The sequence below is a fragment of the Mycolicibacterium mageritense genome, from assembly GCF_010727475.1.
Lineage (GTDB): Bacteria > Actinomycetota > Actinomycetes > Mycobacteriales > Mycobacteriaceae > Mycobacterium > Mycobacterium mageritense.
On record NZ_AP022567.1, the window covers coordinates 1,990,889 to 2,005,364 of the forward strand.

The window sequence follows — 14,476 nt, forward strand, 5'->3', positions numbered from 1 at the left end:
TATGTTCACCTCGCTCTCAGGTCGCTCAGCCATCGTCACCGGTGGTAGCAAGGGCATCGGCCGCGGCATCGCCGCAACCCTGGCCGGGGCCGGTATCAACGTCGTGATCACCGGCCGCAATCAGGCCGACCTGGACCAGGCCGTCGAGGCCCTGGCAGGCGCACCCGGCAAGGTCAGCGCCGTGAGCGCCGACGTGTCCAACCCCGAAGACTCCCGCCGCGCGGTAGCCGAGGCGGTCGCCCGGCACGGCGGCCTGGACATCGTGTGTGCCAATGCCGGCATCTTCCCCTCGGGCCGGCTGGCGGATCTGACGCCGGACGACCTCGAGCAGGTGCTCGCGGTCAACTTCAAGGGCACGGTGTTCATCGTGCAGGCCGCTCTCGACGCGCTGACCGAGAGTGGACACGGCCGCGTCGTGATCACGTCCTCGATCACCGGGCCGATCACGGGTTACCCGGGATGGTCGCACTACGGCGCCAGCAAGGCGGCTCAGCTCGGCTTCTTGCGTACTGCCGCAATGGAACTCGCGCCCAAGAAGATCACCATCAACGCGGTTCTGCCCGGCAACATCATCACCGAGGGCCTCGAAGAAATGGGCCAGGAATACCTCGACCAAATGTCGTCGGCGGTGCCGGCCGGCCGGCTCGGTTCGGTTGCCGACATCGGCAACGCCGCGCTGTTCTTCGCGACCGACGAGGCCGCCTACATCACCGGCCAGTCCCTGGTGGTGGACGGTGGACAGATCCTTCCGGAATCTCATTTGGCTATCGCCGAACTGTGAATCCGGTCCGGCTAGAATTGGCTGGACCAATAAGCGGTGAGGGGGACCGGATGGCGGCGCAGAGCGAAGAGTTGAGGCGGCGGATCGTCGCCGACATCAACGCGGGCGCTCCGGGTGCCAAGCTTGGCAGCGAACGCGATCTTGCCGAACGCTACGGAACCAGCCGGTCCAGCCTCCGCCAGGTGCTGTCGGCGTTGGAGGAGGCCGGCCTGGTCCATCGGGTGATCGGCCGTTCCGGCGGCATCTTCATCAGCCACGGCCAGGTCGAGCGCAACCTCTCCGATGTCGTCGGGGTGCCCGCGTTTCTGGCCAATCAGGGCTATGTCGCAGGCACCCGGGTCTTGTCGACCCGCATCACCACACCGGACCAGGCCACCCAGACCGCGCTGCGGCTCGGGCCGGGCGACTATGTGGTGGAGATCCACCGGGTCCGACTGGCCGACGGCTCCCCCATCTCGCTCGAACACGCGCAGTTCCCGGCCGAACGGTTCCCCGGACTGCTCGAACAACAGCTCGGCGGCTCGCTGTACGAGGTTCTGCAGTCCAAATACGGGCTGGAGACCATGCGTGCCGACGAGCGGATCGAGGCAGTCACCGCCACCAGCAACGAGGCAACCCTGCTCGGCATCAAGCCGAAATCCGCGCTGCTGATGATCACCCGCGTCGCCTACGACCAGGACGGGTCGCCGTGCGAGTTCTCCCGCGACCTGTTCCGCGGTGACCGCACCGCGCTCGCGGTCACCGCGCAGGGCCGCGGCATCGCCGCGCAGTCCGACACCAACACCGCATCGGTCACCTTGCAGCGGCAGGCGGGCTGATCACCGTACGACGGGGAACAGCGAGTCACCGTCGTCGGGCTCGTCCCGGGTGTCGTCGGGGTGCACGACTTCCACATCCTCGGCTTCGGCCACCCTCTCGTCGACGTCGCGCCGCGGCGGCTCGTCGCTGGTCACGTCGGGTTCTTCCGCATCGAGCTTGCGGTCGAGTGATTCCGACGGCCCTGGCGGCTCGTCGGCCGCCTGCCAGTCCTCGGGCGGATCCACGACCTCGTCGCCGTCGACATTGGCTACCTCGTCGGAATCCGTCGCCTCACTCGGCGGCAACGTGTCCGACGGGCCGGTTTCGTCGTTGCTGCTCTCGGTCATCTTCGTTGAATGCCCCAGGGAAGACGGTCGAAAACACGTCAGGCCGGGACCGCGTCGGTCTCGCGGTCCCACACGCGATGCTGCGCCAGCGCCGCCACGAAGGACTCGATGAACTCGGCGGGCAGCTCCTCGGCTGCGGTGGTCACCACGCCACGCTCGGCAGCCACCTCGGCGCTGTCGGACAGCCGCTCGAACACCCCGGCGGCACGCAACAATTCGCGGCCGCCACCTTGCGCCGCAACCGGTTTGAGGTGTTTGTAGGCCTCCGTGACGAAGTGCACCGCGTAACCGTCGGCGGCAAGGCTCTGCACCGACTCGGTGCCGCCGGGCACGACCACCGCGTCGTAGAGAACCGACGACATCGTCGTCATGCCCCGGTCGACCGGAAGCTCGCCGCCATCGGCTCCGCGCAACGTACCGCCTCCGATGGGCGCCAGCACCTCGACGATCGCACCGCGGTCGCGCATCGCCGCGACGAACTGTTCTACCGCCGCGACGTCGACCCCGTTGTCGGCAAGCAGCGCGATCTTGCGCGACTCGATGGTGTCGGTGGCCGTGTTGAGTTGCGACAACGCCGGTGACGCAGGGAGATCGAGCTCGACCGGCACCTCGGCGGGGGCCGGCAGGCCGAGCTTGGCCGCGACCCGGGCGGCAAGGTCGTTGTCCACGATGTTGAGTTGTTCGACCACCCGCTCGCGGATACCGGCCGTGGCGTCGACCTTTCCGAGCTCGAATGCGAACGCCGCGACGATGTGGCGGGCTTCCACCTCGGACATGCTCTTCCAGAACAGGCGCGCCTGGCTGTAGTGATCCTTGAAGCTCTCCGCGCGCTGCCGCATGGCCTGACCGTCGATGCGTTGCGTGTAGTGCCGAAAGACGTCCTCGTCGGCCAGCGCGGGACAACCCCCGCCGAGGCTGTTCTTGAAATAGCTGGTCTTGCCTTTGGGAATGGTCTGCTGGCCATAGCCGTCGCGCTGGTTGTTGTGCACCTCGGCCACCGGACGGTTCACCGCCAGCTGCGCGAAGTTCGGCCCGCCCAACCTGATCAGCTGGGTGTCCAGATACGAGAAGTTGCGGAACTGCAGCAGCGGATCGTTGGTGAAATCGATTCCGGGCACCACGTTGGCCGTGTGGAACGCGACCTGTTCGGTTTCGGCGAAGAAGTTGTCCGGGTTGCGGTTGAGCACCATCCGCCCGACCGGCCGCACGGGAACCGTCTCCTCGGGAATGATCTTGGTGGCGTCGAGCAGATCGAAGGGGTAGGCGAACTCGTCGGACTCGGGCACCAACTGCACGCCGAGTTCCCATTCCGGATACTGCCCGGATTCGATGCTGTCCCAGAGATCTCGGCGGTTGAAGTCGGGATCCTTGCCTGCGATCGTCTGGCACTCCTCCCAGAGCAGGGAATGCACTCCGAGGCGCGGCTTCCAGTGGAACTTCACGAAAGTTCCTTCGCCAGAAGCGTTCACCAGCCGGAAGGTGTGCACACCGAACCCCTGCATCATGCGGTAACTGCGGGGCAACGCCCGATCCGACATCAACCACATGATGGTGTGCAGGGTTTCGGGCTGCAGGCCCACGAAATCCCACAAGGTGTCGTGGGCCGACGCGGCTTGCGGGATCTCGTTGTGCGGCTCGGGTTTGACCGCGTGCACGAAGTCGGGGAACTTGATGCCGTCCTGGATGAAGAACACCGGGAAGTTGTTGCCGACCAGATCGTAATTGCCTTGTGCGGTATAGAACTTGGTTGCGAAGCCACGCACGTCGCGCACTGTGTCGGCCGATCCACGCGAGCCGGCCACGGTCGAGAATCGCACGAACACCGGCGTCTGGGTGCCCGGCGTGGTGAGGAACTTGGCGGCGGTGTACTCCGCCAGCCAGCTGTCGTATGGCTCGAAGTAGCCGTAGGCGCCCGCGCCGCGAGCATGGACCACGCGCTCCGGGATCCGCTCATGGTCGAAGTGCGTGATCTTTTCCCGGGCGTGGAAATCTTCCAAGAGGGTGGGTCCGCGGTCACCCGCGGACAGCGCGTCGTCGGTGTGGTCGACCCGGACGCCCTGCTGCGTGGTCAGGTATCCGGTGGCTGCGTCGACCCGGACGTCATCGAGTTGCTGTTGCTTGGGATTTGCTTCGTCGTCCACAGTGTCTCCTCGTCAGGTCAGAGCATCAGGCCGGATACCCCGCACTGACGGGCGATAAACGACGGCGACCGCTGGTCACCTCCTTGACGAAGTCACCCAGATTCCGGATCGCGCTGCGGCCTTCCGGGAGGACGTCGGCCGCCAATGGGAAATCATGGATCTGCCCTTGCCACACATGCAGGTCGCACCGTGTTTGCGCGGCGCCGAGCCGGGCTGCCATCAACTCCGAATCAGCCAGCAGCGACTCGTCGGCACTGACGTGGATCGCCACCGGCGGCATGTTCGACAAATCGGCCACCGCGGGGTCGACCACGGGACGTTCGCCGCGGCGATCGGTCTGCCGCAGATATCGCGCGAACGACGAGAGCGCCGCCCCGGTGAACATCGAGCACCGCCGCGCGTTGCGGTGCGCCAGCTTACGGGCCGGGTCCAGGTCGATCAGCGGCGAGATCGCCGCGAGTCCGGCAGCCGGAGTCAGGCCTCGGGCGATCAACTTCAGGGCCGCCGCGAAGGCCAGGTAGCCGCCGGCCGAATCACCGGCGATGACAACCCGATCCGGGCCATAGCCGCTCGCCCGCAACCAGTGCAGACCCGCGAGCGCGTCGTCGAGGGCATCGGACAGACCGGAGGCCGGCAACAGGCGATATCCCACGTTGAGCACCACCGCGTCCGCCGCCCGCGAAAGCCGGGCGACAAGCGAGCGGTGAGTGTTGAGCCCGCACGTCATGAACGCGCCGCCGTGCAGATAGAGGATCGCGTTGCGGGCCGAAGCGCCTGTTGCACGCACCAATTCGGCCGGGCAGGTGGGCAACTCGACCGTTTGCACCGACGCAGGGGTACGACGCGGAAGATATCCGACGACGCGGTCGATCGAGCCCAGCGGCCACGCCAAATTGGGCTGTAGCGCCCATACCCGGACTGCATTCTTCACAGCGACCCGGCAGCCGGTTCCCAGAGCAACCGCTTCGAGGCTGCGGCGGCGATGCAGGATGCGGTTGCTGGCCGATGGCCGAAACCCGTAATCTGCTGAGCGCGCAGCGCTGGTCATGTCATCATCTCCTGTTGCTGTCCGACGGGTACCCGGACCATGCGCGGCCAAACCGCAAAGTGGGTATCCCCTTGTCATGCCCGGAGCAGAGGAGTTTGTGCCACCCACACACGAACTGGCCGAGCTCGCGACCGCAGCCCGCACGTGCGAAGGTTGCGCGCTCTACCGCGACGCCAGTCAAACCGTGTTCGGCGCGGGCCGGTCGAGCGCCCGAATGATGTTGGTAGGTGAGCAACCCGGCGACCAGGAGGATCGCGCGGGCGCACCGTTCGTCGGGCCCGCGGGCCGGGTGCTCGACAAGGCCCTGCTCGAAGCCCACATCGAGCGCGAGCGCGTTTACCTGACCAACGCGGTCAAGCACTTCAAGTTCAGCCGTGCGGCAGGCAGCAAGCGCCGTATCCACAAGACACCGAGCCGTACCGAGGTGGTCGCGTGCCGCCCGTGGCTGCTCGCCGAGTTGGACGCCGTCGAACCGGAAGTCGTGGTGCTGCTCGGTGCGACCGCGGCGAAATCCCTGTTGGGCGACGACTTCCGCGTGACGCAGCATCGCGGCGAGATGCTGCACCTGCCCGCCGAACTGGCGCCGCACGATCCCGCGACCTTCGCAACCGTGCATCCGTCGTCACTGCTGCGCGGCCCGAAAGAGGATCGCGACAACGCTTTCGCCGCGCTGGTCGACGACTTGCGCGTGGCCGGGGAACAGCTCGGCTAGTCGCCGACCTGGCCGATCTTGCGCTTGCCGAGTTTGTGGTCGAGCCCGTCGAGCAAGCGGCGCAGCAGCTGCGCAAGCTGTTGCTGCTCAACGGCATCGAGGTGGCCGACGAGTTCGGCTTCGCGTCCCAGCACCCGATCGACGAGTTCTTCGACGAGCGCGTGGCCCGCGGGCGTGAGTTCCACGTCGACCCGGCGAGAGCCGTCGTCACGCGCGGTGCGGACGACCAGCCCGTCACGTTCGGCACGGGCGACGCGCTGAGAGATCGCCCCCGCCGTGACCATGGTCGCGTCAGCGAGTTCCCGCGTGGTCAGCCGGTACGGTGCGCCGCTGCGGCGCAACACCGACAGCAGATCGAGAACTGCCGTGTCGGCGCCGGCCGCGGCCAACGTCCGTCGCCGGTCCTCGCCGAGGAGTTTCGCGGCATGCCAGACGCGCGTGACGATGCCGATCGACCCGACTTCGGTCCCTGGACGCTCCTCGGCCCACGCCAGTGCGATCGCATCGACGGGGTCTTGCGGATCAAGCGACATCGCCACCTCGTTTAGATCTAAACAGTCTGCTATGTTTAGGCCTAAATAACATACCTCGCGATTCGATCAAGGAGGGACAATGGGACGCCTCGTCGTTGTCACCGGCGGTGGGACCGGAATCGGTACGGCAATCGCACGACGCTTCGCAGCGGCCGGGGATGCGGTCGTCATCACCGGCCGCCGCCGCGATGCGCTCGAGCGAACGGCGGGCGACCTGCCGGGGGACGTCACCCCCGCGTGTTTCGACGCCACCGACCTGGAAGCCGTCGAAACCTTCGCCGCATCTCTCGACCACGTCGACGTGCTGGTCAACAACGCCGGCGGCAACCGCGACTTCGACGCAGATGCCCAGCAGTCCCTGCGTGCGGTAGCCGACGCGTGGCTGTCGAACTTCACCGCCAACGTGCTGTCGGCAGTCGTGATGACCACCGCACTGCACGCCAAGTTCACCGACGGCGGCGCGGTCGTCACGATCGGTTCGATTGCCGCCGACCAGGGTTCGGGTTCCTACGGCGCGGCGAAGGCCGCGGTCGCCTCGTGGAACGTGGACCTGTCACGACAACTCGGATCGCGTGGTGTCACCGCCAACGTGGTCTCACCCGGGTACATCGCCGACACCGAGTTCTTTCGAGACCGACTGTCCGGTGCGCGACGGGCGGACCTGATCGCGGCCACCGCGACCGGACGTGCCGGTACACCTGGCGATATCGCGGAGACTGTGGCATTCCTGGCGTCGGCGGGCGCGCGGCACATCACCGGCCAGGTCATCGCGGTCAACGGCGGCGCCAGGACGACGCGGTGAGCCGCTACGCCGTGACCCGCACTGTACGGAGTTGTGGATCAGCCGCGTCCGGCACATTCATCCCGGCCTCGACTCCCGTGCGCAGGTAATCCAGCACGGCCTCGTTGATCAGTTCACCGGGCACCACCGCGGGGATCCCCGGCGGGTACGGCGTGAGTTGCTCGGCCGAGATCCGGCCCGCGGCCTGCTCGGCGGGCACCTTCTCGACGGGACCGAAGAATGCGTCGCGTGGCGAGGCCACCGTCTCCAGTTCCAGTTCGGCAGGCGTCGGAAGCTCGACCCGGGGCGGCCGCTCGAAATCGGCTGCCGCCTTGCGCCACAGCGACAGCGCATGGAGCAGGCGACCCGCGGTATCCGCGCCGTCGGCGAACGACATGGTCGCCAGAATCCTGCGATGATCGGTCATCCCCATGTCGACCTGGCAGTACTCGCGCAACCAATCCCCAGCCTGATAACCCGACGTGCCGGTCGCCGAAACGTCCATCATGATCTGCAACCGGTCCAGGTCGTGTGAGGCCTGCACGCCGAGAAGTTCGTCGTCGAGCACCTCGATACCGTCGATCTGCTGCTCGATGTCGCGCCTGGTGCGGTCGGCCAATTCGAGTGCGGCACCCATCAATTCGTGGCCGTGCTGCACCATCTGCCGGCGCCAACCGTCAATCGCGGTGTATACCAACACGTTCGGACTGGTCGTCATCAACAGATCGGCGCATGCGGAGAGCCGGTCCTGGTCCACCAGGTCGCCTTGGAGGTGGAAGACCGAACCCAGTCGTTATCAGGCGTTAAATTCTCAAAACACGCCTTAAAGGTGTGTTGAAGTGCAGTTTTATCCACGCATACATGTAACCTATTAGGTATGAGCAGCCAAAATTTTGCCGACCGGCAGCGGCGTGGCGCGAGGTTGAGTGTGGGATACCGGGGTAAATGTTTACCCCATGGAACTACACGACGATCCTCAGCAGTTGGTGGAGGAACTCGTCCGGCAGCATGCTCAGGTTTTGGGCGAGGCGCATGGGGATCTGGCTGCGCGGCATCCGGAAGTCCCAGATCGTTTTGTCGATCAGGGCAGCAATGTGCGACCGATCACGGTGTCGTGCTCGGTGTTGGAAACGTTTCTGCTATCGCGGTTACGGCGGGAGACTCCCGATTCGACTCTAAAAGTCAAGGCGGGCAACGGGATGGGAGTTCTTCTGCTCGACGGGAAGGGCTCGCGGATTTATGTGCGCAAGCATCCGCGCAATCGGCGGACTGGTCAGCTGATCGAGACTGTGCCGTTTGTGCCGGGTGGGGAGCAGTACAGCATCGAGGAGGTGCTGGGTCACCCGATCGGTGGCGAAGAGGGTATTCCCGAGCCGCAGAAGTATCGGGAATACCTGTTGTGGTGGCCGGACGGTCGCGGGTTTTTCGGCGGCGCGGTCCTCGCGGCGGGACTACTCCTCGACAATGTGGAGGTTCTTTACGGTCGGACACCGTTGCCGCCGCCGATCATGGAGGACCGCTCATTCAATGTTGGTCTCGGCGGGAGCCGTCGGGAGGGCGCGGGACCGGGGACTTTCGGGACACGGCGCCGCGACGACGACTTCGCCGAGGTCGACGAGGACGCTGCGAGCGATCAGGACGAGGAGGACGGTCCGCCGAAATCGTCGTAGCCATCGTGCACAGTGTTGGGTGCATGTGGGTTTCCCAACCCGGTGACGTTGAATTGAGCGCACGATGATTGAGGTTTTTGGTGCACGGGTCCGGCAGGCCCGGTTGTTGAGGCGGATGACGGCACGGTCGGTGGTGGAAGCCACAGGCTGGAGTACGTCACGGCAGTCCCAGATTGAGAAGTCGCTGACGGTGCGGCTCGACGACGGCGATGTTGCGTTGCTGGCGGGGTTGTTCCGGTTTCCTGCAGCGTTTTTCAGCTCGGAGCCGCGGACACGGATCACCGCGAACGAGTTGCTGTTTCGGGCGCCGAAGTCAATGACGTTGGGTGAGCAGGAGTTTCTGGCGACGTTCGCGTCGTTGGCAGGCGATTTTCTCGGTGAGCTCGATGGCCGGTCGAAGCTGCCTCCGGTGAAGGTTCCGACGGTCAGTCCCGATGAGCTGGCACACAGTTCGATCACGGTGGCCGCAGCACGTCTGCGTGAGGCGATGGGACTGGAACCCGATGAGCCGCTTGACGATTTGATGTATGAGGCCGAGCGGCTGGGTGCTCCGGTGATTGTCCGGCGCCGGGTCGCCGGTGAATGGGAAAGCGAATTCGCCGCTACCGGTGGGCGTTCTCGTGATGAGCGGCATTTGGGGTATTCGAGTTGGGTGGGCCGGTTACGGGACCGGCCGCTGCTGGTGTTGAGGGATAGCGACTCGTGGGAGCGGACCCGGTTCACGGTCGCCCATGAGCTCGGTCATTTGGTGTTGCACAGTCACGCCTATTGCTCGGTCAGTGCCGCCGACGAGTTGGAGGCAAACCGGTTCGCGACCGAGTTGTTGGCCCCGGCAGGGGTCATCGCCGGTGAGTTGCCGCGGGTGATGTCGCTGTTGAATCTGCGTCCGCTCAAAGCCAAGTGGGGTCTGTCGTTGGGGTCGTTGATCATGCATCTGCGGGATTCGGGGCTGATCGCGCCGGATCGGGCGAAAATGTTGACCACCCAGCTGCATTCACGGATCAACCCGGATACCGGGCACACGTGGGGTATGACGGAACCGGGGTGGGCTGACCGCGTCCCGGAGCGGCCCCGGCTGCTGCGTAAGTGGGTGGAGCGCTGCTACGGCGGCGCGTCGGTGCGGATGCTGAGCGCCCGGGATTCGATGATCTATCCCGCTGATGTGCTGGATTGGTTTTTGGCCACGCAGCGGCCGGCGCCGGCGGCCGAGCATAATCCGGTCGCGGCCAGTGTCGGCCATGGCCGCACCGCGGCCCCACCGGCCGATGGCGGCTCCCAGGTGATCCGGTTGGACGATTTCCGTAAGGGCAGGCCATCGTGAATGTGGTGGGGTGCGGCTGACGGTGGCACAGGTGCAGCGGGTGCGCTTTGAGGACCGGCCACCCACCTACACGGTGGTCGGCGTCGACAAGCTGCCCGTGGCCCCGGCGCGCGAGTACCTGACGTTTCTGCGCAACCAAGGGGGCTCACCGAACACGCTGCGCGCCTATGCCTATGGGCTGGCGGCGTGGTGGACGGTGCTGGAGGGTACCGGTACCGCGTGGGATGACTTCCCCACCAGTCTGTTTGGCCAGTTCCTGGCTTATCTGCGCACCGGGGATCTGCCTGGGGTGGCCCGTATCGGTGAACCGGAGCAGAGATTGGCCGAATCCTCGCTGCTGCCGCGCAGTGCGGCGGTGTTGTCGATGTACCGGTATTTCGCCAATGCCCATGACCTGGTGCGCCCCTACCGGCGGTTGTACGCCAGTCATGCTCGTACGTCCCGGCGGGGCCGCTATGCACCGTTTCTGGCCGGGGTCGGCCCGAAACGCGAGCAGGACGGGCCGATTCACCGGCTCCGCGGCCTGCAGCGCGCCGAAACACCGGTGCTGCTGCCGGTGCAGGTCAACGCCATCTTGGATGCGTGCAGTGTCCAGACGGTCTCGGGTGAATGGTCGGGCGGCGGGGCGGGGCTGCGTGACCGGTTGTTCTTCGCGGTGTTGGCCGAAACCGGGATGCGGCTCGGTGAGGCGTTGTCGTTGCGCCACAGTGATTTTGATATTGCCGGTGGCGGTACCCCATCGGTGATGGTGGCGGGCCGTGATGATCATCCGCACGGGGTGCGCGCGAAATCGGGCCCGCGCCGGATTTACATCGGCGACGATCTGGTCGCCCTCTACACCGAGTACGTGTGGCAGTTGGTGGCCGCCGGCGCGGATGTCACGGTCGGCGATCTGGCGTCGTGTTTCGTGTTTGTCAACCTGGTGCGAGGCGTGCGCTATGCCCCGCTGCGACCGGAAACCATCTACGACAAGGTGGATCTGATCACCGCGCGCCGAACCGGCGTGCTGCCTGAGCAGTGGACGCCGCACTGGCTGCGCCACACCCACGCCACCGCGTTGTTGCTGGCTGGGGTGGATGTGCATGTGGTGATGCGTCGTCTCGGTCACGCCGACGTGCAGACCACGTTGTCGACCTACGGGTGGGTGACCGCCGACGCCGAGATGCGCACGCTGGCCGAATGGAAGAACTATGTCGCTGGGTGGAAGGTGAACCGTGACGGGCAATGACAGTCCTGCACCAGCGCATACCCCACCGACGCGCGGTGCCGCCGGGGATCGGTGGACACAGCAGTGGCAACAAGTGCCGCCGCAGTGGCGCAGGCTGGTCTATCACCTGGATACCGGCCCGGCCAACACGGTCTTTCAGCGCAACCCGCGCTACCGGCCCACCCCGGACGGCCACGACTTCACCCCGCAGGGTGTGCCGCAACGGTTGTGCGAGGAGCTCGCGTGGTGGGTGTGGCTGTGTGGACACGAAGAACGTCGCAAGATCGAACCGTCGCTGCTGAAATGGACCAGCGGTGCACTGAGCATCGCCGCCGCCGACTACCACCAACGGCACCGGCGTTACCCGGTCAGTGTCGCTGATCTGAGCGCCGAGGCCATCGTGCGTCACGGGGTACGCGAGTTCGAGCGCCGCACCGGTCGGCTGCCCTCGGCCGGGTTTCGGCGCAACGTGGCCAGTTTCATCGAGCACCTGCACCTGTACGTGTCGGTCCGCTGCACCGACCGGCCATGGTGGGCTCATGACATCTGGGATCTGGACGCTGATCCCCGCATCCCGCAGCGTGAGCACGAACCCTGCCATGACCAGGTTGCCCGCCTCGGAGGGATCGAACCGGTCTGGCTGCGTGAAGGGGTGCGGTTCTGGCTGCGCACCTGTTTGACGGCTGAACTGCTGCGCTGGTCGTCGGTGATCGGCCGCACCCGCGGCATCACCCGCCATCTGGGTCCATTCTTGGTCGAACGCGGGATCGATGATCCGGTGATCAGCACCGACCGGGCGGCGCTGCGGCTGGTGTTCACCGAGTTCACCGAATACCTCAAATCACCTGCCGCGCGGGCCAAACCGGAGCGTCCGCTGTCGGCGGCGACGATCGCGGTCGTCCAGTCCAAGATTCAGATGTTCTACACGTTCATGGTGGACCATGCCGAGGAAGCCGCGGCAGCGACCGGAGATCCTCGCTGGAGCCGGTTGACCGACACCCATACCCGGTTGTGGGGTGCGGCGTTTCGCAGCCGACGCCCTACCGGCGGCCGGGAGCTGACCTGGTTTTCGACCGCCGAGCTGCAGCGGATGCTGTGCTATCTCGACGTGCTGGCCGCCGATGCGGGCAAACCGGTGGTCATCACCCATCCCGATTCCACCATCTCGGTCGTGGCTGGTCTCGGCGATCCGCAAGCGGCCCGGATCTGGCTGCTGCAAGCGTTGACCGGGCGCCGGGCCTCGGAGATTCTGATGCTCGATTTCGACCCGCTGCAGCCGATCCCGGGGCATGACCGCCCCGCGGGAGCCACCGACGTTCCCGATGGGTTCGTGGCCAAACTGCGTTACCAGCAGACCAAAGTCGACGGGGTGGTGCCCACCATTCTGGTCGAGCAGGCCGTGGTCAACGTGATCAGCGAACAGCAAGACTGGATCCGGCGGCGTTACCCGGATTTGGAGACGAAGTACCTGTTCCTCGGGGTGCGCTACCAGCACCAGGGCCAACGACCACGCAGCTATGACTCCTACAGCCGGATCCTCAATCGGCTCGACAACATCCACGGTCTCACCGACACCGCCGGCCACCCGCTGCGGTTCTCCCAGACCCACCGGCTGCGCCACACCCGGGCCACCGAGCTGCTCAACGACGGCGTCCCGATCCATGTGGTGCAGCGCTATCTCGGACACGCCTCCCCGGCGATGACCCTGCGCTATGCCGCCACCCTGCAAGCGACCGCCGAAGCGGAGTTCCTGCGGCACAAAAAGATCGGCGCCCATGGCACCGATATCACCATCAGCCCGTCCGACATCTACGACATGACCCAGCTCTCGGCCCGCACCGACCGGGTGCTGCCCAACGGGGTATGCCTGCTGCCACCGGTAGCCACCTGCGACAAAGGCAACGCCTGCTTGTCATGCGGGCATTTCGCCACCGACGCCACCCACCTCGACGAACTGGTCGACCAACGCGCCAGGACCCTGAAACTGATCGACGTCCGCCGCGAACAGTACCGTGCCCGCACCGGGCGCGAGCTCACCGACGACAACGTGTGGATCCATGAGCGTCGACGCGAAATCGCCTCCCTGGACGCCATCCTCGACCGGCTCCACCGCGACGACGTGACCGATGACGGCGCAAACAGCGTCGCCGGTGCGGGTACCGCCAACCGGGCACCCACGATGCAGACTGCTGCCCGCGGAAGCCACGAATCAGTGTTGCGCAAGGCTGACCCGGACACGCCGCGATGAGTCGCCCCAAGCCGCCGCCACCCACCCAGAAAGCACTGAATGCGCTGGCCGAATACCGCGACGGCCGCAGCGATGAGAAGCGGCGTGCCGTCGAAAAAGCGATCGCCTACCTGCGCAAGACCAACGCCGACATCAACTTCTCCACCGTGTCCCGCCGCGCCAAGGTGTCCCGCAAGACCATCTACAAACACGACGACCTGGTGGCCCTCATCAAGCAGTACCGCGACCGCCCCGCCGCCCGCCAGCCAGCACCGGCCGGCCGCGAAACCAGCATCGACGCTGCGCTGCGCCACCGGCTCGCCGCCAAAGACAAAGAGATCGCCGCACTCAAAGCCACCGTGGCAGAACAACAATCAACGATCGAGCTGCTCTACGGCCAACTCGACACCCTTCACGAACAGATCACCTGATCATCTCACCGTGGGGCGGTCATTCCGGAGCATCCCAGCTGACCCGCGCGCGCGGCGACGGTGTCCAGCTCACCTGTCGGCTAAGTGCAGCAGTCGGGGTCGAGCACCACGCAGAGTGCTTGGAGCGCTTCGGGTTTGACGCGGTGAAAGACGTTCATGCCGCGACGGTCGGAGATCACCAGCCCGGCTTTGCGGAGTTGGCCCAGGTGGTGGCTGACGGTGGATTCGCTCAAGTCGAGCGCCCCGGCCAGTTCCCCGCTGGTCTCCTCGCCGGGGCGCGAACTGAACAGTAGAGACATGATTTTGACCCGCATCGGGTCGGCGAGCGCCTTCAGGCGCATCGCCACCGCCAGGGCGTCGTCGTCGCTGATCGGGCCCGCGGCTACCGGGGCGCAGCATACCGGCGCGGACATGTCGATCACGGGCAGCGCTTTGGGCATGACCCCATCCTGCCACCAATCTTGACATATATCAAAAAG

The 14,476-nt window shown here is 65.9% G+C and carries 14 protein-coding genes and 1 pseudogene; 9 read left to right on the forward strand and 6 right to left on the reverse strand.

Annotated elements, in window-relative coordinates:
* Position 1 precedes the first annotated feature (1 nt).
* Together fabG and G6N67_RS09560 are read left to right on the forward strand one after the other, a co-directional pair.
* Positions 2-781 carry a 3-oxoacyl-ACP reductase FabG gene (gene fabG, locus G6N67_RS09555; protein WP_036432627.1) on the forward strand — a complete coding sequence of 260 codons (780 nt, stop codon included), beginning with the start codon at positions 2-4 and terminating at the stop codon, positions 779-781.
* Positions 782-831: 50 nt separating this feature from the next.
* Positions 832-1,599: a GntR family transcriptional regulator gene (locus tag G6N67_RS09560; protein WP_036432625.1), complete on the forward strand. Its 768-nt coding sequence runs from the start codon at positions 832-834 to the stop codon at positions 1,597-1,599.
* Here the strand turns inward: G6N67_RS09560 and G6N67_RS09565 are convergent, their stop codons facing one another.
* The 3 genes from G6N67_RS09565 to G6N67_RS09575 are packed head-to-tail and all read right to left on the reverse strand — an operon-like array spanning position 1,600 to position 5,115.
* Positions 1,600-1,926, reverse strand: coding sequence for a hypothetical protein (locus tag G6N67_RS09565; RefSeq protein ID WP_036432622.1), 327 nt, complete (start codon positions 1,924-1,926; stop codon positions 1,600-1,602).
* Between the two features lie 38 nt (positions 1,927-1,964).
* On the reverse strand, positions 1,965-4,067 hold the full coding sequence (locus tag G6N67_RS09570; RefSeq protein ID WP_036432620.1) for a catalase: 2,103 nt from the start codon (positions 4,065-4,067) through the stop codon (positions 1,965-1,967).
* A 25-nt stretch (positions 4,068-4,092) separates the two neighbouring features.
* Complete coding sequence (locus tag G6N67_RS09575) at positions 4,093-5,115, reverse strand: alpha/beta hydrolase (protein WP_051578700.1); 1,023 nt, start codon at positions 5,113-5,115, stop codon at positions 4,093-4,095.
* A 76-nt stretch (positions 5,116-5,191) separates the two neighbouring features.
* Between G6N67_RS09575 and G6N67_RS09580 the strand changes: the two genes are divergently transcribed.
* Entirely contained in the window at positions 5,192-5,827 is a 636-nt protein-coding gene (locus G6N67_RS09580; protein WP_036432619.1) for a UdgX family uracil-DNA binding protein, read from the forward strand.
* Here the strand turns inward: G6N67_RS09580 and G6N67_RS09585 are convergent.
* Entirely contained in the window at positions 5,824-6,360 is a 537-nt protein-coding gene (locus tag G6N67_RS09585) for a MarR family winged helix-turn-helix transcriptional regulator (protein WP_036435511.1), read from the reverse strand. The two genes, G6N67_RS09580 and G6N67_RS09585, sit on opposite strands and share 4 nt — an antisense overlap.
* Before the next feature lie 79 nt (positions 6,361-6,439).
* On the opposite strand from G6N67_RS09585, the gene G6N67_RS09590 reads away from it, so the two are divergent.
* A complete protein-coding gene (locus tag G6N67_RS09590; RefSeq protein WP_036432616.1) occupies positions 6,440-7,162 on the forward strand; it encodes an SDR family NAD(P)-dependent oxidoreductase in 723 nt (240 codons plus the stop codon).
* 4 nt (positions 7,163-7,166) lie between these two features.
* On the opposite strand, the pseudogene G6N67_RS09595 reads toward G6N67_RS09590, so the two are convergent.
* Positions 7,167-7,928, reverse strand: a pseudogene (locus tag G6N67_RS09595) (Orn/Lys/Arg family decarboxylase); the annotation flags it as partial.
* Between the two features lie 169 nt (positions 7,929-8,097).
* Between G6N67_RS09595 and G6N67_RS09600 the strand changes: the two are divergent.
* The 5 genes from G6N67_RS09600 (at position 8,098) to G6N67_RS09620 (ending at position 13,997) form a co-directional block, all read left to right on the forward strand.
* On the forward strand, positions 8,098-8,811 hold the full coding sequence (locus tag G6N67_RS09600) for a hypothetical protein (RefSeq protein WP_049234150.1): 714 nt from the start codon (positions 8,098-8,100) through the stop codon (positions 8,809-8,811).
* A 115-nt stretch (positions 8,812-8,926) separates the two neighbouring features.
* Positions 8,927-10,132 carry an ImmA/IrrE family metallo-endopeptidase gene (locus G6N67_RS09605; protein ID WP_051578699.1) on the forward strand — a complete coding sequence of 402 codons (1,206 nt, stop codon included), beginning with the start codon at positions 8,927-8,929 and terminating at the stop codon, positions 10,130-10,132.
* 22 nt (positions 10,133-10,154) lie between these two features.
* Positions 10,155-11,360, forward strand: coding sequence for a tyrosine-type recombinase/integrase (locus G6N67_RS09610; protein WP_036435507.1), 1,206 nt, complete (start codon positions 10,155-10,157; stop codon positions 11,358-11,360).
* Positions 11,347-13,587 (forward strand): tyrosine-type recombinase/integrase, encoded by a 2,241-nt coding sequence (locus tag G6N67_RS09615; RefSeq protein ID WP_072279042.1) that lies wholly within the window; start codon positions 11,347-11,349, stop codon positions 13,585-13,587. Before G6N67_RS09610 ends, G6N67_RS09615 begins: the two co-directional genes overlap by 14 nt.
* Positions 13,584-13,997: a DUF6262 family protein gene (locus tag G6N67_RS09620; protein WP_036432609.1), complete on the forward strand. Its 414-nt coding sequence runs from the start codon at positions 13,584-13,586 to the stop codon at positions 13,995-13,997. Before G6N67_RS09615 ends, G6N67_RS09620 begins: the two co-directional genes overlap by 4 nt.
* Positions 13,998-14,077: 80 nt before the next feature.
* Here the strand turns inward: G6N67_RS09620 and G6N67_RS09625 are convergent, their stop codons facing one another.
* Positions 14,078-14,437 carry an Rv2640c family ArsR-like transcriptional regulator gene (locus tag G6N67_RS09625; RefSeq protein ID WP_036432606.1) on the reverse strand — a complete coding sequence of 120 codons (360 nt, stop codon included), beginning with the start codon at positions 14,435-14,437 and terminating at the stop codon, positions 14,078-14,080.
* Positions 14,438-14,476 lie beyond the last annotated feature (39 nt).

Excerpts from the sequence above, each read along its gene's own strand:
- fabG (WP_036432627.1), top strand. The coding sequence starts at position 2 with ATGTTCACCTCGCTCTCAGGTCGCTCAGCCATCGTCACCGGTGGTAGC.
- G6N67_RS09560 (WP_036432625.1), top strand. The coding sequence starts at position 832 with ATGGCGGCGCAGAGCGAAGAGTTGAGGCGGCGGATCGTCGCCGACATC.
- G6N67_RS09565 (WP_036432622.1), bottom strand. The coding sequence starts at position 1,926 with ATGACCGAGAGCAGCAACGACGAAACCGGCCCGTCGGACACGTTGCCG.
- G6N67_RS09575 (WP_051578700.1), bottom strand. The coding sequence starts at position 5,115 with ATGACCAGCGCTGCGCGCTCAGCAGATTACGGGTTTCGGCCATCGGCC.
- G6N67_RS09580 (WP_036432619.1), top strand. The coding sequence starts at position 5,192 with ATGCCCGGAGCAGAGGAGTTTGTGCCACCCACACACGAACTGGCCGAG.
- G6N67_RS09585 (WP_036435511.1), bottom strand. The coding sequence starts at position 6,360 with ATGTCGCTTGATCCGCAAGACCCCGTCGATGCGATCGCACTGGCGTGG.
- G6N67_RS09590 (WP_036432616.1), top strand. The coding sequence starts at position 6,440 with ATGGGACGCCTCGTCGTTGTCACCGGCGGTGGGACCGGAATCGGTACG.
- G6N67_RS09600 (WP_049234150.1), top strand. The coding sequence starts at position 8,098 with ATGGAACTACACGACGATCCTCAGCAGTTGGTGGAGGAACTCGTCCGG.
- G6N67_RS09605 (WP_051578699.1), top strand. The coding sequence starts at position 8,927 with ATGACGGCACGGTCGGTGGTGGAAGCCACAGGCTGGAGTACGTCACGG.
- G6N67_RS09620 (WP_036432609.1), top strand. The coding sequence starts at position 13,584 with ATGAGTCGCCCCAAGCCGCCGCCACCCACCCAGAAAGCACTGAATGCG.
- G6N67_RS09625 (WP_036432606.1), bottom strand. The coding sequence starts at position 14,437 with ATGCCCAAAGCGCTGCCCGTGATCGACATGTCCGCGCCGGTATGCTGC.